The organism is Paraburkholderia sp. RL17-383-BIF-A (genome assembly GCF_046028015.1).
GTDB lineage: Bacteria > Pseudomonadota > Gammaproteobacteria > Burkholderiales > Burkholderiaceae > Paraburkholderia.
Genome location: NZ_JARESR010000014.1, coordinates 69,645 through 89,286 on the forward strand (window position 1 = coordinate 69,645; position 19,642 = coordinate 89,286).

At 54.4% G+C, this 19,642-nt stretch carries 9 protein-coding genes; 4 read left to right on the forward strand and 5 right to left on the reverse strand.

The genetic code is table 11. The features are described 5' to 3' along the window. Positions 1-355 precede the first annotated feature (355 nt). From proA to P0D71_RS17890, 4 genes are all read left to right on the forward strand, one after another. Positions 356-6,982 carry an anti-phage protein ProA gene (proA, locus tag P0D71_RS17875; RefSeq protein WP_408481347.1) on the forward strand — a complete coding sequence of 2,209 codons (6,627 nt, stop codon included), beginning with the start codon at positions 356-358 and terminating at the stop codon, positions 6,980-6,982. 111 nt (positions 6,983-7,093) lie between these two features. Next, complete coding sequence (locus tag P0D71_RS17880; RefSeq protein WP_408481348.1) at positions 7,094-8,818, forward strand: Ivy family c-type lysozyme inhibitor; 1,725 nt, start codon at positions 7,094-7,096, stop codon at positions 8,816-8,818. Positions 8,819-9,091: 273 nt separating this feature from the next. Further along, a complete protein-coding gene (locus P0D71_RS17885; protein ID WP_175151234.1) occupies positions 9,092-9,295 on the forward strand; it encodes a hypothetical protein in 204 nt (67 codons plus the stop codon). A gap of 395 nt (positions 9,296-9,690) precedes the next feature. Continuing rightward, positions 9,691-10,842, forward strand: coding sequence for a GNAT family N-acetyltransferase (locus P0D71_RS17890; protein ID WP_408481350.1), 1,152 nt, complete (start codon positions 9,691-9,693; stop codon positions 10,840-10,842). Here P0D71_RS17890 and P0D71_RS17895 read toward each other — a convergent pair. The 5 genes from P0D71_RS17895 to P0D71_RS17915 all read right to left on the reverse strand — a co-directional run bounded on the left by P0D71_RS17895 (position 10,808) and on the right by P0D71_RS17915 (position 19,639). Next, positions 10,808-12,211 (reverse strand): site-specific integrase, encoded by a 1,404-nt coding sequence (locus P0D71_RS17895; RefSeq protein ID WP_408481352.1) that lies wholly within the window; start codon positions 12,209-12,211, stop codon positions 10,808-10,810. The genes P0D71_RS17890 and P0D71_RS17895 overlap by 35 nt on opposite strands. Next, positions 12,208-14,313 carry a helix-hairpin-helix domain-containing protein gene (locus P0D71_RS17900; RefSeq protein WP_408481354.1) on the reverse strand — a complete coding sequence of 702 codons (2,106 nt, stop codon included), beginning with the start codon at positions 14,311-14,313 and terminating at the stop codon, positions 12,208-12,210. The genes P0D71_RS17895 and P0D71_RS17900 overlap by 4 nt, the downstream gene beginning before the upstream one ends. 403 nt (positions 14,314-14,716) lie before the next feature. Next, on the reverse strand, positions 14,717-15,175 hold the full coding sequence (locus P0D71_RS17905; protein ID WP_408481356.1) for a hypothetical protein: 459 nt from the start codon (positions 15,173-15,175) through the stop codon (positions 14,717-14,719). 146 nt (positions 15,176-15,321) lie between these two features. Then, a complete protein-coding gene (locus tag P0D71_RS17910; RefSeq protein ID WP_408481357.1) occupies positions 15,322-17,658 on the reverse strand; it encodes a hypothetical protein in 2,337 nt (778 codons plus the stop codon). Continuing rightward, positions 17,651-19,639 carry a hypothetical protein gene (locus P0D71_RS17915; RefSeq protein ID WP_408481359.1) on the reverse strand — a complete coding sequence of 663 codons (1,989 nt, stop codon included), beginning with the start codon at positions 19,637-19,639 and terminating at the stop codon, positions 17,651-17,653. The genes P0D71_RS17910 and P0D71_RS17915 overlap by 8 nt, the downstream gene beginning before the upstream one ends. Positions 19,640-19,642: the final 3 nt, after the last annotated feature.

Consider the following 19,642-nt stretch of genomic DNA (forward strand, 5'->3'; position numbering starts at 1 on the left):
ATGCTCAGCCGCGCCCTTGTCATGGCCCGAATGCGCTAGGGAATGCTCTCCAGTGCATCGCAATCGTTTGCTTCTTGCTTCTATTCGGTATTCCGGGGCTCTTCTGGCTGAATCGATTCGTTTTAAACTGGCCGCCAAGTGGGTAAGCAAACGCGGTTTTTTTCGGTATGCGCCATAGCAAGCAGCTTCGCCGATATGAGATTATGCAACGGGGCGCGAAACCCGCCGGAAGGGGTGTCACTCGATTCCATAAATAGCCCATACTCTGAATGCCTGTTCGGCGTATTGGGCGCGGCGGGGCGACGGCATAATCAAATTGAGAGAAGACGTACAAGCGGAAGGCTTTGGGGGCCAGATGGATGAGACTATTGTTGAGCCGGCTGAAATGCCGGAGGAGCCACGTTGCGTGCAGATTAAAGCCACGCTCGCTGGCAAAATAAATCTGGCCGATTTCCAGAATGCCATCCCGGTTGTCCACGAACTTGCGCTTGCCAACGAGACGACCGATGACATTAAGGAGTTGAAGCTTACCGTATCCTCCGAGCCGTCATTTTTCAAGCCGAAGACATGGCACCTCGACCACATCGCGACCGGAAAGGATGTACGCATCAGCGACCTCGACCTTTCGCTGGACGGAGCGCTTCTCGGCCGGCTGACCGAGTCGGAAAAGGCACTCATCACTTTCAAGCTGACGGCGGAGTTGGAAAGTCCCGTTGAGCTTGCCTCATTTGAGACAACAGTCGAGTTATTGCCACGTAACCAGTGGGGCGGCCTATCGGCGCTCCCCGATTTGGTCGCGGCATTCGTTCAGCCGAACGAGCAGGCGGTGGAACGGGTCTTGAAGAAGGCCGCAGACGTCCTACACAGAGCAGGCAAGTCAGGGGCTATCAACGGGTATCAGGAAGGTGCAAAGCGAGCTTGGGAATTGGCATCCGCCATCTGGAATGCCATCGGCTCGATGGGCATTGACTACGCGGTACCGCCGGCAAGCTTCGAGCAGTTTGGGCAGAAGGTGCGTAGCCCCAGCCAGATAGCCGACTCGGGCCTTGGGACCTGTCTCGACCTCGCTTTGTTTGTGTGTGCCGCGCTCGAACAGGCCGGTCTCAACGCCGTGCTCATTTTCACGGATGGACACGCGTTCCCAGGCGTATGGCTGAAACCCGAAGAATTCTCGACGTCCGTTATTGATGATGTTACGGCGCTCCGGAAACGCGTGAAATTGAAGGAGATGGTGCTGTTTGAGTCGACGATGCTCACGCATCGCCCCCATCCGGCATTCAGCTTTGCTATTGCGAACGGCGAGGAGCAGATTTCCGAAGAGGCGGAGCGAAAATTCCATTTGGCTGTCGACATCCGCCGCGCGCGAATGCAGCGTATCAAGCCGCTTGCCAGCGAGCAGGCGATTGAACGTAGCACTGTCGGGACGGAGGAGGTCAATCTCGAGAGAGGGTTCGAGGTCGCTCCGGATTTGCCAGAGGAACTGGACCGCTCCTCGGAAGACAAGGCTGTCGAGCGCCCGGAGGACCGGCTGACCCGTTGGCAACGTAAGCTGCTTGACCTGTCACTTCGCAATAATCTGCTCAGCTTCAAAGCCGGCAAGAAATCGCTGAAGTTAGACGCGCCAGACCCCGGCCAACTGGAAGATATTCTGGCCGAGGGGCACGCCATCAAGCTGCTCACGCGTCCCGACCTAATGGACGGCAATGACCCACGTAGCCAGGCAATCCACGAAGCACGGGAGCGCGAAAACATTCGTCGTTCCCATGCGATTGACGCATTGAAGCGAAGAGAAGTTTTCGTCGGGCTCTCACAAGACGAGATGGATACTCGCCTAGTTGAGCTTTTCCGGACTTCACGCACAAACCTGCAGGAGGGTGGTTCCAACACCTTGTATCTGGCGCTGGGCTTTCTTTCTTGGACACGTGAAGCGAAGGACGACAAGAAGTATCGGGCGCCACTCATTCTTGTTCCTGTGTCGCTTGAACGGCGAAGCGCGCGCTCAGGGTTCAGCCTGACTTTGCACGATGACGAGCCGCGCTTCAATCCGACACTGATTGAGATGCTTCGCCAGGATTTCGAACTGGAGCTGGGCATCCAGGACACCGAGCTGCCGAAGGATGATTCTGGCTTAGATGTCGCGGGAATCTGGAAAACCGTATCGAGTGCGGTCAAGGACATCAAGGGTTGGGAGGTAGTCGAAGAAGTCGTTCTCGCTACGTTCTCGTTCGCAAAGTATTTGATGTGGAAGGACTTGACTGAGCGAACCGAGCAGCTCAAACAGAACGCGGTCGTACGGCACCTCATTGAAACGCCTCGCGATTCCTATGAGAGCACGATTGAGTTTCCTGACGCCAGAAGGCTCGACGCAGAACTGCCGGTGAAAAACACCTTTTGCCCATTGCCGGCCGATTCGTCGCAACTTTCCGCGGTCGTGGCTGGAAGCAAAGGAAAAGACTTCGTCCTGATTGGCCCTCCTGGAACCGGGAAGAGCCAGACCATCTCGAATTTGATTGCGCAGTGTCTGGCGGAAAAAAAGCGTGTGCTATTCGTCTCAGAGAAGATGGCGGCGCTTGATGTCGTGTACCGGCGCCTCGCCGATGTTGGTCTTGGCAACTTCTGCCTCGAATTGCATTCCAGCAAAGCACGTAAGACGGAAGTGCTTGAGCAGCTACGTACTTCGTGGGATTCCGCTGCGGCCATGGAACCCGATGAATGGCATGCAGAAGCCGCTCGGCTGGAGGGATTGCGCAACCAGTTGAACGGGTATGTTGAACGTCTGCACCTGAGATACCCGAACGGGCTCAGTGTGTATGAGGCTATCGGCCGCGTTGTCGCCGGGCATGACTTGCCCGTCCTGCAGCTGTCATGGCCGTCCGCTCGGGTTCACGATTCAGTCGCTATGCGAACGCTGCGCGAGACGGCCGAGTTGCTAGATGTTCACGCGAAAGTGATGGGAGAGGGGCAGTTGACGTCCAGCCCGCTCGCTCACGTGGTTCAAACTGAATGGTCGCCGCTGTGGCAAGCCGCGCTGCTCGATTCGGCCCGCGCTATTGGCCCAGTGGTTGCCCGTTTTCAAGCCGCGACCGAGCAACTGCGTGCGGCCGTCGGTCTGCCGTCATCTGTTCTCGACACGCGTGGTAGGGAAGGCCTGCGTCTCTTGGCTGCGACTTTGCCGTCTGCGTCTGGGCACGATTGGCAGTTCGTTCTGCGTCCGGATGCAAAAACGATTGCAGACAACCTGCGTTTCGCGAAACCATTGGTCGAACGACACCGCGAGCTGCACGCTTCGCTGTCAGCGCCGCGGGGCAACCAGGTCCTGGAAGATTTACGACAAGGCATCGTTCAGCTCACTCGTTATCACGAACTTCATTCGCAGCTTTCGCAGCCGTGGAACGAATCGCTAAGGTCACGGCTTTCCGCTGGCATTGAGCTGCTGCGAAAGCGTCAGGACGTGATTAGCCAACTGTCGCTCAAATACAAAGACGGTATTTCGACGGCAACGGTTCAGCAACTCCAGCTCGATTGGAGGGAACTGCAGGATTCGTCCTGGCCGATGAGCATGATGCGCCGCCGCTCGCTTTCGAAGAAGCTCGTGGACCTGTCGACCGGCGGAGGCGAGCCAGACATTGGCGGTGACATCGAACGTCTCAAGCAGATTGATTCACTTCAGGAAGAAATCAAAGCGCTCGACGACCTGTCGCTACCAACATCGAACGCATGGCTGGGACTAAAAACGGAACTCGATGTCGCGCGGGCTTCGCTTGGTTTCCAGACCGCCCTCGAACAGGCTCGAGTACGCGCGGCTTGGGAAGATGTTGGGCTTGACCCAGTCAGCCGGGGGCAGTGTGGCGAGACGGCGCGCGAAGACCTCGCTCGCATCAGAGAACTTCGTCAGATTGACCAGATAATCCATCGCCTCTCCGGACTCGAAGAAGAGACAGACGCCGTATGGGTTGGATATAAAACGGATTTGGCTGTCGCGAAGACGTACGTCGTCTTTCAGGGTGCGCTGGCAGCAGCAGTGGCTGGCAGCTATTGGCAGGACGAGGGTTTCAGCGTTATCGAGCGGGGCAGTGCGGGTGCCGTCGCGTCGGCGGACCTCAAGAAGATGCGCGAGCTGGTTGCGCTCGGTGCTCGTCTCAAGGAGTTTGACGACCTCCCCGCGAAGACCGGCGGACTCTGGAACGGTTTGCAGACAAAACTGGAGGCCATCGAACCAGCGCTTGATTTCTTCGAGGCGCTGTCGGGCGCGCTTGCATTGATGGCAAATTCGCCTGAAGCGCTGGCGGCAGTAAAGAGCCCGATTGCTTTGCTGCTGGGCGATAGCAATGTTCTGCTTGAGCCGACGGGCGCGATTGCGGGCGCCGGGCGTATGTATGCCGAGGCACTACAGGCGTTTAATCAGGCAGTGACGCAATTCACGGTCGCGAGCGGCTTGCCGAGCTCTGATGTCGCGACTCTGGGTGCACTTCTCCCTGCCGCACTGGCCGCACGTGCAAGCGACGTCCTGGCTAGCTCGAACCGGTTGAATGCCTGGTGTGCGTGGCGCAAGACCCGCGCGGCGGCTCTTGCGTTGGGGCTTGCTCCCGTCGTCGCTGGCGTTGAACAGGGCGCAATCCAGCTCGGACGCGTAAAAGAAGCGTTCGAGACCGACTACTGTCGCTGGTGGTTGAATGCAGTTGTCGATGTGGACGACGTGTTGCGCACATTTGTTTCCGCAGAGCACGAGAAACGCATTCGGGATTTCCGGAAGCTTGACGAACGGTTCATCGGCTTGACACAAGCCTGGGTGCGTGCGCAGCTTTCGGCCGGGCATCCGTCGCCTGACCGTGTCTCACGAGGCTCTGAATGGGGCCTGCTGAGATATGAAATGCAAAAGAAGACTCGCCATCTGCCCCTTCGCGAGTTGATGTCTCAAGCTTCGGGCGCGGTGATGCGCCTGACGCCGTGCCTTCTAATGAGCCCGCTGTCGATTGCACAATATCTGCCGGCTGAGACGGCGAACTTTGATGTCGTCATCTTCGACGAGGCATCACAGATTCCAGTGTGGGACGCCATTGGCGCAATGGCGCGTGCGAAACAGGTCATCATGGTTGGTGACCCGAAACAGTTGCCACCGACAAGTTTCTTCGACCGCGCGGAATCGGACATTGATGACACTGATGTCGAGACTGAGCTCGAGAGCATTCTTGAGGAGTGTATCGGCGCCAACCTGCCGACAATGAAGCTGTCGTGGCACTATCGTAGCCGCCATGAAAGTCTGATTGCGTTCTCGAATCATCGTTACTACGACGGGGACCTGGTGACGTTCCCAAGTCCAGTCACGAACGACCGTGCCGTCAGCTTTAATCATGTCGCGAATGGCCAATACGAGCGCGGTGGGGCGCGAACAAATAAGCCAGAAGCGAAAGCGCTGGTATCCGACTTGGTCGGCAAAATGAAAGCGCCCGGCTTCCGTGACAGTGGCTTGACCATCGGCGTGGTGACCTTCAACTCTGAACAGCAATCTCTCATCGAAGACTTGCTCGACGAAGAACGTCGTAAAGACCCATCCATTGAGCACTTCTTCCTGGAAACGCAGCTTGAGCCCGTGTTTGTAAAGAACTTAGAGAGCGTGCAGGGTGACGAGCGGGACATCATGTATTTTTCAACCACCTATGGCCCGGGGGTTGACGGCACCATGCCGATGAATTTCGGCCCGATGAACCAGCAGGGCGGAGAGCGTCGTCTGAATGTTGCCATTACCCGTGCAAGGCAGGAGCTTCGAGTCTTCGGTAGCTTCCGTCCAGAGCAGATGGACTTGGCGAGAACTCAGGCGCTTGGAGTGCGTGACTTGAAGCACTTCCTGGAGTTTGCGGACCGCGGTGCACGCGCGCTCGGCGAGGCGGTTACAGGTAGCGTCGGAGACTTCGACAGCCCGTTTGAAAAAGCTGTCTCGAACGCGCTTACCGAGAGAGGCTGGACCTTGCATCCGCAGGTCGGTGTGTCGGCTTTCCGCATTGACCTCGGTGTAGTCGACCCGGACGCACCTGGACGATACCTTGCCGGTGTTGAATGTGATGGTGCGACCTATCATCGTTCTGCAACAGCCCGCGACCGCGACAAGCTGCGTGAGCAGGTCTTGCGTGGCCTCGGTTGGGACATCCTGCGCATCTGGTCGACCGATTGGTGGATTGACATGCAGGGGACGGTCGAGAAGATTCATCGTCAGCTCGAGGAGTTGCTCGCGGAACAGCGGGCAAAGCGAGCGCAGACCGAGCAGGACGCGACAGTCCTCGCGGAACAGGTTATCGCGGACGTAATGGCGATGCCGGATGAGCAGATGGACCAGTCGACAGACGCGACAACCGAGCCGTCGAGCGAGGTGAAAATCGTAACGGACGCTACCACGCTGCCCGTCACCTACGCTCGCAACGCCGTCGTTGCTCATTCCAGCGACCAAGTCGAGGGACGTTTTGCGGAGGTGGATTTGACGCTTGAGGGATACGCGGTCGATGCCAACTCGTTTTTCGACGTCGTCTATAACCCAACGCTTCTTCGGTTGATTGAGCACGTAGTACGTGTGGAAGGACCGGTTCGGGACGAAGTGCTGGCGCGTCGTATTGCGCGGGCGCATGGCTGGGTACGGACAGGCGCAAAAATCCAGGACCGGGTCGTCCGGTTGGCGTCGCAACACTTCCGCAGCGACCCAGAGGATGTGGGGACGTTTTTCCGAGCTAAAGGTGAATCGGCTGACGTGCAGATTCAATTCCGGCGGCCCATTGATGGCACCGCACGGTCAGTCGACGAAATTTCTCTTGCCGAACTCCGAGCACTCGCGTTCGACATGATGCAGGCAGGACATGACGAAGAGTCGGGCGTGCCGGCGATGGCCCGAGAAGTGGGCCTTCGCAAGCTTAACGCAGGCAGCAGAATGCGTCTGGAAATGGCTTGGTCAAATGCGACGAAGGCCACTTCTCCGGACGTTGACTCTCAAAACTAAAACAGCTTGACGGTCGGCATGACAGGTGTCCGGCCGGCTGCACAACTGGCAAAAATTTCCTTTCCGTACGGGCGACTTTAGTTCGCTCAACAAGGCATTCCGGGGGGCAACATGGGTTGGGGCTTCAGGAAAAGCATAAAAATCGCGCCCGGTATCCGCATCAATCTCAGCAAGAGCGGAATCAGCACATCCATTGGTGGAAAGGGCTTTACGTACAACACCCGTGGCCGCATCACCACAAGTATTCCGGGAACCGGAATCAGATATACGACAAGTTTGAAGGGCAGGAAATCGGGCCGTCGGAACAGTCACGGCACATCTGCGAGCACCGGGCCTGAATATATGAATACCGACAACTTATCAAAGAGAGAGCAGGCAACGCAGGACTTCGTCTATAAGGTGCAGTCACGCACAACGAATGCGCTACGACAGTATTTCATCTCCCATGGTGTTTATGTCGAAGATGATGACATCGGTGAAGCGGTCAAGCTCGAGGCGTTTCAACCGTTTCTCAATACGCTCGCTCACGATTTGGCGCTCACAACGAAAGCTATCAAGTTAGCCGTGGACATCGGTACGGTCTCGCTCGCAGAAAAAGAAAAGGCGATGCTGGCGGTCTACGAGATGGAGCACAAATGTGCCGCGGCGCAAGGACCTCGCGGTGAACTGCAGACAGCCGCAAGCGCTTTGATGGCTAGAGTGCAGGCATGGCCGAGTGCTCCTGGATTCGTTGGTCCTCTCTTTGCTGCGCTGTTAGGTTGCTTTCTCATGGCCGTGCTTAGCGTTCCCGTGGGGTTTGCTTTGACTGGATTCGCGCTTGCCTACGGTGGATACAAGACCCTCAGTTTCATGCGCAAGAAGTCCGTTTCCTCCCAAGCCATCAAGGAGGCGAACGAGTGGTTTCAGTCCAAACTAGCTGTGGAGGTCACGCCGCGACCAGCCATCCGTTCGAGTAATGACTATGTTGCCCTCAAGGCAGCGGCATCCGCAACAGTCACTGCGATGGCGGTCATCTACACCGTCATCGGCTATCCTCATCACTTAGCGTCGAATGGCAATGGCGAACAGAAAACGCTTCAGTCCGCCACAAGCGCAGTTGGTTCGAATGGCGTCGTGCCGGCCGCAGCTACTGCGACGACATTGAATACAGCTCATCCGGTTCCGGACTTTAGCTGGCTTGTGGGTAAGTATCCATCTGATGTCGTGAATGACAAACGATTCCGTTCTGCTTTCAACGGCGTCTCGCGAGCGGACTGGAAAAAAATCTCGGAGCGCCTTGCTGTGGTCAACTCTTCCGGGATTCAGATGCAAGACGGTTATCTGGTCGCGCAAGGGTGCAAAGAACATGAGTGCAGTACGGAGCAAGCCGCGTTTGCCATCAATGCAACATCCGGCAAAGGCGTGATGCTCGTCAAGCAAACCTCAAACTCTTCGGGTAGCGCCTCCATAAAGATGTTCCAGTGGCCTGACTTGCCCGTCGGTGTGACACCACTATCAAGCTGGGCGCAGGAGGGTGCAGGTACAGACGCCGCGCCTTCGGCCCAAACGGCTTCATTCCAGCAGACCAGCTTTGATTGTTCGAAGGCTCGTTCCGACGCAGAGCACATCATTTGTAGCGACGCTGAGCTGGCCTCAGATGACGTTCAGTTGGCTGCAATCTACGCCAGGGCCAAGGCAGTTGCAGACGACCCCGTAGCATTCAAAGAGCGGACTCGGGCGCAATGGAATTACCGCGAGCAGCAATGCCATGAGCGCGAATGCCTTATTCGGTGGTATGCCGACCAGAATGTTGCGCTGGCAGAGATGGCCGCGACCGGTAAGGTTGCTCAACAGTAAAGGAGCTCGACAAAGTCAGAAAGTTCGCCAAAGGAGTATTCATAGGCATGCGTCGATTGCGAGGGGCAGTTCCGGGCGAGAACGAGCACGCTCTAGCGGTCGATTGTGGAAAGCCCATGCATCGTCGGTCCGTTTGAAAGTGTAGGTCGTCTCATCGTGTTGACAGTCTCAAAAACGTTTTGTGTCGCCTGCAGTTGCCTCACGACCTGAGCATTTGCGCGGGAAATGAGGTCGTCCTGCAGTTCCCATGTCAGAATCAACTGGAGAGCAAACATGAAGCAGCCAGGACTCGATGGTCGCCATCGCGACAAGGACGGAAAAATTGACCAGAAGCACGGCAATACGATGAACAAGAATCTGCCGAAACCCATCGAGGGCTTCGGGCCAAATACGACTCTGAAGACCATGCGCGATAAAACTGGTGCTGTCAGCGAGAAAGACATTCGAGCTGCGGTAGCGAAGAAGCGAGGGCGATAAATTTTTTGCGGATGCTGTTCGACCGCTTTCTAGGACAAATGCGGTAGGCGTTCGGCCGATGTGTCCAAGATAACGTTGAACAGCAACACTTGGCGTCCGCCCTAGCGGTCGACCGGATGTTGCTCTGACGCATCACAGTTGGCATAGCCGCCAAAGTGCCATGGTCGGTCGAATCCGAAGGAACCTTCCTCGCCATACGGTCGCGTCTATGAAGACCAAGGTCGCGTTGACGCGTTGTCCGCTCACCTTGGCGCGCGGCGCTAGCAGCTCGAAGACTGAAATCCGGCACCCGGCTGCTCAGCGACTTTTGTTTAGCCGCCTGACGACTTTTCCTGTATGCGCGACAATGCTGCTTTGCGGCGTCGCGCCGCGTCGGAAAAATCGTCGGGGGCCGGGTGAGCAGCAAGGTCGAGATTCTGGTTGTCGATTCGCTTTCAGATGTGCCTGCGGAGGAGTGGAACGCGCTCGCTGCAGGCAATCCCTTCGTGGCGCATGAATACCTGTCAGCGATGCACGTTACGAATTGTGCATCCAAGTCGACAGGGTGGCAGCCGACCTACCTGCTCATGCGGCGCGGCGGCGAGCTTGTTGGCGCCATGCCGATGTACCTGAAATCACATAGCCGAGGCGAGTACGTCTTCGACCACGTCTGGGCGGATGCTTTCGCTCGGCATGGCATCCAGTATTACCCTAAGCTACTCTCTGCAGTCCCTTTCACACCTGTCACGGGTCCACGGCTACTAGCGCCGACTCACACTGACAGGGTGCTGCTGGCGCGGGGCGCCATCGAGTTCGCAAAGCAGCTCGAGGTCTCGTCAATCCACGTCTTGTTCTCACACGAAAACGACCTTGAAGCGCTGACCGACGCCGGCTTCATGCTGCGAGAAGGCGTCCAGTTCCACTGGGAAAATTTTGGGTACAAGACCTTCGACGAGTTTCTATCGAAGATGTCACACGATAAACGGAAAAAGGTCAAGCAAGACCGGCGAAAGGTTCACGACGCCGGCGTCACCTTTCGCTGGCTACGAGGACAGGAAATTGGCCAGGACGACCTCGATTTCTTTTACGAATGCTACGAGAACACCTACCGCGAACACTGGAATGCCCCGTATCTGACCCGCAAATTTTTTGGGCTTGTTCATCGGACGATGCCTGATGCACTGATGCTCGTTATTGCTGAGGCAGATGGCAAGCCGCTAGCGGTAGCACTGAACGTCGTGCAGGGCGATACCATGTACGGTCGCTACTGGGGCACCAAGGAGTTCGTCTCAGGCCTTCATTTTGAAACCTGCTACATGCAGGGTATTGAATATGGCATAGCCAACGGGTTGAAGAGCTTCGAGGGCGGGGCGCAAGGTGTGCATAAGATGTCGCGCGGACTCATGCCGACTCCAACATGGTCTGCGCACTGGATTGCTGACCACAGGTTTGCGCACGCCATCAGCGAGTTCCTGGACCAAGAGACGGCCGCAATGGACGAGCACATTGACGAACTCGAGGCACATACGCCGTTCAAGCGCCATCAATCTCGGCTATCAGAGTCATGACGTCGTGACGTAATGGAGAGTTTAGCTCTAAGGTCGCGTATGCTGTCGTCTCAAAACACTTTGCAAGAGTGTCGCGAAGCTTCGCAATCGTGCTCATCTGCATCGCGACTGTGTCATTGAGTTGCGCAATCTTGTTCTTCAGCACCTGTTCCACGCTAACCTTTCGCATCCTATTTAGGACTCTGTGATAAGCGTCCTGAGAAACAATCGACGCGTGGCCTAGGATGTCAGCTACGGCCATTGCGACATCCTCGTACGCCAAAGAAAGGCCCTGACGCTGGCGATATTCAATCTCCTCAGCCCATGTGGATTCAGCAAATTTGCGGCGGAAGGAATGTGTATTGGCGCCAATATCGCTACCAATCGCGCGAAACGCGGCTCGAAAGATTTCAGAGACCGCCGAATGTGTAAGGGGTAGTCCCGTATTCATCGAGAGAAACAATCGCCCCTGATGTATCTCAGTGGTATCTTCCATCAGGCCACGCTTTTTGAGCAACTCAGAACGTTCCTCCCGGATGTATCGCTGGATGGCCAAGGCAAGGTTTATTGGCACAGGAAAAGCCCGTTGATAGCCGAATTTTTGCTCGGGCGGTGTTATCGAAATATGGGTCTCGCCTGAGCCAACTGCCTTGTCAATAATTGCGTCTGAAAATTGGTTGACGGTGAGGCTGTTGACGCTCGCACGTCGCCAGCCGACGCCCTCAAATAAACGTAAGAACAGGTCGTTCCGCGAGGCGGTATCTGCACCACCCGTTGACCAGAAGAATTGGCGAATTGCTTCAAAATCTTCATCGGTTGCCCAATATTGCCTGTCACTCATACGTGATGAGGTGCCAACATTTTCGAATAGTTTCGGGTATTTTTGCTTGTCGCCTTGCAATTTCTTGTGGCTGACATTCCGAAGTTTCGGCAGTGATGACCGTATCGGGACGGTCGCCGTGTTACCGACAAGCGACTTGATGAGTAGCGCGTCCTCTTGCGCCCATGTCAAAAATTCGTAGATGACCCGTAACCGTGAGTTGGCTGTTCGTTCCGCACTCTCATCGTTTCTCGAACTCGGCTTATGCCTGGCTTCGTCTTTAACCCAGTTGCGGAATTCAACAAGACTGTCATCGGTAAGTTCTTGCCACGTTAGGTGCTTCCACGCGAGGAAGCGCGCAAGAGCGAGCAAGGCATAACCAACGTGTTCCATGGCGGAGCGGAAGGCTCCTTCCTTAGCGTTTGCGTCATGACGGTCGCGCGCGATTCGCAGTATGTAGTCGAGGAAGGGCTCCACTATATCGAGGCGTGCGTCCCTGATAACGGGAATATGTCGGCCTTCTTTCCAGTTGGCCCACATCATCGAAACGGGAAAAGTTTGCGATTTCATGTCTTGACAAGATTTAGAGAGGGTACATAGTTCGATTTTGACTCCCGACGCCCTAATGCATCTTCAAATGCTCTCTTCGGGGCCACCACTTCTATTTCTCCGTCGGCGCGTGATAGAGCACGCCAGCACCAAGAGTGATTCAGATTCTTAGACGGCTCCATCGAAACAATCACCTTGTTCCATCGCGAGAGTGCTGCGTGTTGGACCTGAACGGCGTGCCCTAACGACATCAATTCACATTCCTTGAGGCTGATGTCCACGTAGCCCGCCGTGTCGAACAGCACGCGCGCTACTGCTGCCGAGATTATGGAGGACCTGCGACGTCCGTCCGAACTTATCTGGGCGATTATTCCGCGGCTTCCAGGAAACAACCCTTTCGAATAGTCGCGGCCGAGATAGATGACCATATCTCCGACCGTGGCTTCCTGCTTATTTCGCAGCTTTATTATTGGAGGCTCAGGCTCCGTCGCTGTCGCTCTAACGTATTCGAGAAGTTCACCATGGATGCGATGGTTAATTTCCATCACCAGACTATGTTTGGATGCCACGATGATGCCATCATGAGGTGAGTCCTCGAAGACGGCCCTATAGGACTGGAGAGTAAAATCGATTAACTCATCGTGAGTGCTTGCCTCCACGCGCTGCACCAAGGCATAGCAATAGTCGTCGAGTGTCGAGAGTCCAGACAAAATTTCTGGGAGGCGTACGAGCGGGGATGCTCGTTCGTATTGTCCAAGAAAGGAGTTGACGTTCTCGTGAACTACATTGGGTTCGGACAAAAGCGCCGTGAATATCTCTCGTAGACCAGAGGTCCGACTCGATTCAGAGCTGCCGATGAAAATCAGGCGGCCGGCTTGTCGCACGTTGCGAAGCAGTTTGTTGACCAGCAACAGGTCAATCGACGAGCTGTCGTGGATGACAACGGTCGCTCCTGCTACGTCCTGACATGCTATGTCCTCGTTGCCGATAAATTCGCGCAAGAGGTACCAGTCGAGTTGAACTTTTCCGACCTTGGCAAACGTTGCGCCCGTTGGCGCAATGTGAATGGCTTTTGGGAAGCACTTTGCCAAGACTTGGGCCGCTACGATGCTCTCGGCGCCGGAAGCCTCGACGGTGGCTACATTCGCGCGGGTGAATGCCGCGAGGAATCGGAGCTCCTGCTCGTTCAGTTTGGCATTATGCTTGACTGCGTTTGATTGAAGGCGTTGTTCGGATTCCCGATAAAGAACCGACATGAGGTTATAACGCACGCATGACTCGATTTCCGCCATGCCAGCACCTTGGACAAAATCAGACCCACCCGTACGCACCAATCGAACGGTCCCTGTCCCAATGCTTGAGGCTATGGCGTCCTTCGGAGCGGTGACCATCCCCATATGTGCTTGGAAAACCTGTTCAAAGTCGTGAAGAGCCAGTGCCGATTTCCCACGGAGTACGGCCATATTGCAAATGGATTCACAGCATCCGCGGATTCTTCGCGGGCAATCAAGGTCAACAGCGAAGTACCGAATCGCGGCTGCGTCGACCGTGCCCCAATCGCTAAGGGCGGTCAACACGTATGGGTCAGCCGACACGACGTCGATTGCAGAGCTACCCCATAGGTCGACGGCTAGATTCGCAATTGTCGAGGTGATGCCATGTTCAAGCAAGAACCTGCAGGCTTGAACGCGAGTCTTATAGCTGTTCCATGCATCGATGATTAAATAGGCTGTTGCGGTTCCTATCCCTGCACTTTCGAGTGCAGAAAAGTCGCTGTTGTCGAGGACCGATAGTGTTTGCCTTCCAAACTTTTCCGAAATCGCGCGGATTCGGCGTTTGGCAATAGTTGTGAACGCGGGATGATTCAACAACAGTTCCGTCGTCGAAGATGTGTTGGGTAGTTCTGGAAGCGCGAATGTAATTAGAAATTGCTCTCCATACACGCCAAATTTGAAGCTACCCGTGAGCGTTAAACGCTCGCCGGGGTAAGGGGCGTCTTGCAGTACCGAGTAATCGGCTTTAACGCGAACTGGCTCATTCCGGGAGTCAGCTTGCAAGCGAAAGATTGCTCCCCCTGTTTGAGGAGCAGAGATAACGCGGCGGACTGTACCGGTAATGTTCATTGGTGGGCGCTACTCACGGATTGATAGACCCGTATCGTCCCGCCATTCGAGGCGTCGTACCTTGGCTCGGAGTGCCGCAATCTCGCCTTGGAGCGCGAGAAGCAGTTGCCGACATCCACTGCTATCGGGCTCCTTAATACGGTTGTCTCGAGAAGCCGGTGTCGCGGCCTCTCTGTTGAGCAGCGCAGTGTCGAGACCCTCAAACAACGCAGCGATTCGGGGATTACTCTGAGCAGTGGACCGTGAGGCGCCAATCAGCTTCATAATGGCCGTTCGCGATGCTCCACCAACCTGATTAGTTGGAACATTGTCTAGCTTTGTGGCAATAATCCATTCGCGCAGGCGCTTTTCGTTTGCTGAGGCCGTTGCAAAGGTGGAGGGTCGATGGGTGCCCATATGTGCCTCATCCCTTGAGTGGTGCAACCTTGGATAAAAGGTTGGTCAAGTTCGCTATCTTTGCGTTGAGGAGGTCCACTACCCGTGTGTGCTCGGAGGCATTATTTTCCAGTGCCAGAGTAGAGGCGCGTAGCTCTACCTCCGTTTTTGCCATTCGCTCTCTGAGCGCAACGATGTCGCTCTCCTGCTTCCTCGCTAGCATTTCCCAAGTATGGGCTTGCGACTCAAGCTTTTCCAAGAGCGATGTCTTGTTCGTCATCAGTAGCTGCTCATGACCTTTTGCACGGAGCACTTCGAGGACAGCATCGAGCTTATCTTGCAGGTCGGAATGAGAACCGGCTAACGTTGAGCGTCGTGTGGTTTTAAATGAGGATAGGCTCGGGAATAGAGCATGTGTCGCTTGACAGTTCTGCGTCCCGTCCCACGCCTCAAAATGAACCGAGCGCGTTGGGTAGAAGTCCAGCATTCGCTCTCCGTCTGCGTCGCGTACGTATCTTCCTTCGGTGTCCTGCAGCCACGGTATACCTTTGGCTGCCCATGTTTGCAAAACTTCTAGTTTGGCGTTGACGGCGGACCTGAACTGCTCTTTGGACCTCTGTGAGATATGGGAAGTCATTTTTTGGATTCCTCCTGAAGCTCCGACCAGTGCTTAACCAACTTTATGACGATTTCTTGGTTGCCAGTGGCGATTGTCTCGTCCGCTTCAAGGACCGAGTCAATCTCTTGCGCGTCTTTACGCAGACACCTTCGATGTTCCCGAGACAGTGACATGTTGTTCGCTTCTTCGAGTAGGGTGTCGCGTTCGGACCGAAGATGTTGCCGATAGCCTTCCGCAGTAAGTAGATTGATGCAACCATCGCAGAGCTTGGGACTAGCGCGCTCTGGATGGACCATCACGCCGTCTGAGCAGTGAGCTTTACGCATGGTGTGTCTTGCTGCCCCGGCAACGCACATGCCGTGCGCTTTCTCAACGCAGGCGAACCCACGCTTGTCCACCGTGTCTACGACAATCCCTGCTTTAACAGAGATAGGGCTAGCGACGAATTCCGCATCGGCGGAAAGGCGTGCCATCAGCTTGAGAAGGAGGCGCGCAAAAGAGCCACCAATGTTCTCGCCTCTAAGCAGGCGGACGACCTTATCGGCAAGATGCTCTTTTCTTACTTCAGATAGCGTCTTTTCAAAAGCTAGGTCAGCGTTTTTGAGACGCTTGAGGAGTTCGGCTGCCTTCTTACCCGGTTGTCGCCCGTGCGGGTCGAGTCCATAAATAGCTGTCTGGTGCACGCTGGAGTGGTCAAGATGATTACAGAGGGCAGCCAAGACGGGATGGTCATACCGGTTGACGTATACGATGCAATAGAATCGCCGAAGAATGTTCCGATTTCGGCCGAATATATCCTTACCGTTAACGCCAGCAAGTTTGAAGAAGAGAGCACTTCTTTTTGGGAGGTCGAAACCGATAACCCGTTCTTGCATGAAGCCCACATACGTAAAGTTCACAGATGAAAAGAGCTTACGGCCGCGAGCCATTTCCACGTTGTCTACGTATTGGTACTCTTCGGTAAAAAGTGGTCGAAACACTTGGGCGAGAGCCTCAAGCGCGAGAATGGATTCTGCTGCGATATTGGGTGCCCAATATTCTACGTAGTCGAAATGGGTTTTTTCTATATAAACGTCGTATTTGTATTCGTCAGAGTCATTGCTAATACGGCGCAAACATCCAAAATATAGGCCGTATTCCTTGTTGTGACCAACCAATTCATTTCTGCGTCGGGCGGTGCACGCATCAATGTTGAAGAACATCGCGACCTGAAACGTAGCCACAAGAGTTCGTATCGACGTCTCGCCAAATACCGGTCGCAAAGGTCCGCTGAGAGGTAAGTGATGGATTGACTGAAACTCCTGGAATACATCTTCGCACAGGCGATTCAAATATCTATAGTAATCAGATGAACCAATTCGAGCGGTCTCTGCAAAATCCTCAAGGCTAGTGCGTACCCGTTGCAGCATCGAGATGAGCGATGGGCCATAGTCGTACAGCCAACGCAAGGATTGCTCGATGATTTGGACGACCGTGGGGAGAGACAAATTGTCTGTTCGTCCATCACGGGCTGATGGTCTGCCGAAGAAGCTGTCGGCGATGCTGGCGGGTCGAGGGTACGGCTTGAAGCATAGAGAATCGAAGTTGCGCGCGCTGAAATACAGCTTATTGATTGCACCGAAGACCAGTTGGCATGACCCGTGCGACGAGCCAATGACAGCCAAATCATTTGTCTCTATGGGGCGCTTGTCTCCAGTGATTTCTACGAAAATGCGGTAAAACCAACGTGGAATCAATTGCGCTGGAATGGGAAGTCCGATAATTTGTTCCAATTCATCGACGCAAAGCGTTACGAAGCTAGTATGTCGGCTCTTTCCGATAATTCGGAGCTGTAGGGTTTGGTCAGTCTTAATAATTCGAATTGCGCGCCGGAGCATCATGTTATAGCAGCTTGCTTTCCACCATCCATGAAGTAAAATTCGGCGCTTGTAGAGTTCGACAGTTTCTCTATTCACATCGGATAGACGATAGATTCCGCGTCCAAGTAAAAAACTAAAGAATCTTAAGCAATGGTTGACGGCAGTTGTTACTTCAGTCTTTATCTCGACAGTTCTTTCCCAAAGGACGCGTCTGACGACTACTTTAACGGCTATGGCGAACTGCGGGAAGTCCACAAGGGGAACCACTCTTCGACGGTACATTCCCATGTCGCCTATACTGCATAGATACATAGCGTTTAGGTCAATAGTCTCGACTTTCGAGTTTCTGCTGCCCACATCTTTTGCCTCGAATCGGATCACGTTATCATCCCAATCACTCAGGTATCTCGCGTCCAGTGAGACTAAATCGTGTTTTTGTTCGGTTGAATTCGTAGACGATTCATCGAATTTTTCGAGGGTTGTCTTATCCATTGAAGTTTGCCTCGCAGGACCGAAGTTGGCCGCCAAGTGGGCTGCTCAGTATGAATCTATATAACGCCTCGCAAAATAGAATTCGGGGAAGGTGGTAGTGCTGGAATCTTTTCTCATCCGACGAGATAAGCTTTGCGGTGTTCTTCCGGTAATACTCGCGCTGATACATGCAATGCTTGATTTCTGGCAAACCGATTGAAAACGGTATTGCTCCATGCGACTCAAGCCACTTATCCGCCACGGAGTTTCCATCTTCCGGATGTTGCGGGGAGGATGGAAATAGCAATAAGGTTCGGGCGAGCTTTCTTTTCCGCTCAGAGGAATTGTCGTTGAAATGTAGCCGCCCGGCGGAATATTTGAATGCGGCCGAAAGGATGTCGCCGTAGTCTTTGATATTTGCTTCATGTGATAAGCGAAGCGCTGTTCCATCGACATAGCGAGTCGTGGTGCGTGGACTTGCGTGATTGGCTTTGGCCTGGGTAATTCTAATGTCTTGTCTATTTGCCAGATGGTATTGCGAATGAAACTGCTTTCTCAGGTCGTCAGCACGAAAGAGAGGATGATGGATGAAGTCGCAAAATTCCTTGATTTCCTCATGACCGAGGGCTACCCGAAAATGTCGGGAGCGCAGTCGGTCTAGTGCCAGCGTCACAAATAGGCTTGCAGTATCTGATTCACCGTATTTGTCTACGTTTGCACGATGCCGTAGAAGCATTTCGATAACCCTGACGGATGGAATGTCGTATATATCGAGAGCGTCATCCTCTTTTGGCTCGGCCAGGGTATCGAGCAGATTTTGAGTTTTTATTGGAGAGGCAGACGTATGCTGCTTTCTCCCTATGTCGACGTTTGCATCAACTATGTCCGTTTCATTTTGCCCTGACCGCGCTTTTAACCCTGACAGTTTGTACCCGTTGGGAATTTTTTGTACCCGGGCTTTGGATAGTGTAAGGACAGTGCTTTTATTCCAACCTGTCGAAAGCATTAAAATTGCAAAGCATGCAATGACTACAACCCGAGGAAGATAATATTCGCTTAACAATATGCTGAAGCGTTCTTCGTAGGTGTCGCGAATTAACAGAGGAGTAAATTGCTTTATTTCTGTCAGTTCAAGCTTCACGTGGTCATTCGGTCTGCACAGTTCATATACTTGAAGCATGTGTATTGCAAGGGCCAGTTGCGCAGATTCGGGAATATTCTTTGGCTTGTGTTGTTTGTACGCGGTTCCGCTTTTAAGCGCAGTCCAGGTCTTGGGGTGTATTAGGTCGTCAAGACCTCCCGACTTTCTCGTCTCGTTGATGCAAGCGACAATGCTGTCGTGTGCGTCGAGAACGCCGACGCATGACGACACAAGGATTTCTATCCTGCCGGTGAAATGGGCAAGTTGCTTCCTCTCGAGGTCCGCCATGTCAGCGAATTCGAGAGCGCTTGCGGGTGCCGCTAATTCGGAGTCTTTCAGTGTCGGGTGAGGGCGGTCGCTGAGGGTGTCGTTTGCTTTTGGCGATGGACGTGTCAGAGCGGTCTTGTACTCTACGTCGCAGAGCAAAGTTCCGTTGCCGATGGCACTGACGGGTTTGAGGAGAAAATGGCGACTGGTTTGCGCATACGTCACCGAGACGGGGAAACGAGAACGTACAGCGTGGTACGCGTCGACAGCGGCGAGGACGGTGACTACGTCCTCTTCAAGCAGTTGCTTTACTTCGGTATTTAGCAGGGTCAGCACTCCGCCGCTTTCAGCAAGGGCGACCAGCGTTTTGGTGAGCGGTGCTGCTTGCACGAAATGTAACTGATTCGGTGCAGCGTCAATTGCCTCGCTCAGCCACCCCCCGGGGACTAGCCCTAAGGCATGAGCGTCAACGATGAAAGTCCTATAGGTCGTTCGTCCATCAATGGTTTGCTTGGCGGCGATGCGCAGCTGACCGTCATCGCGCCAGCAATGTCTTTCAAGTGCGCCGGGCTCGGTCCAGTGTAGTGCCCCCATCTT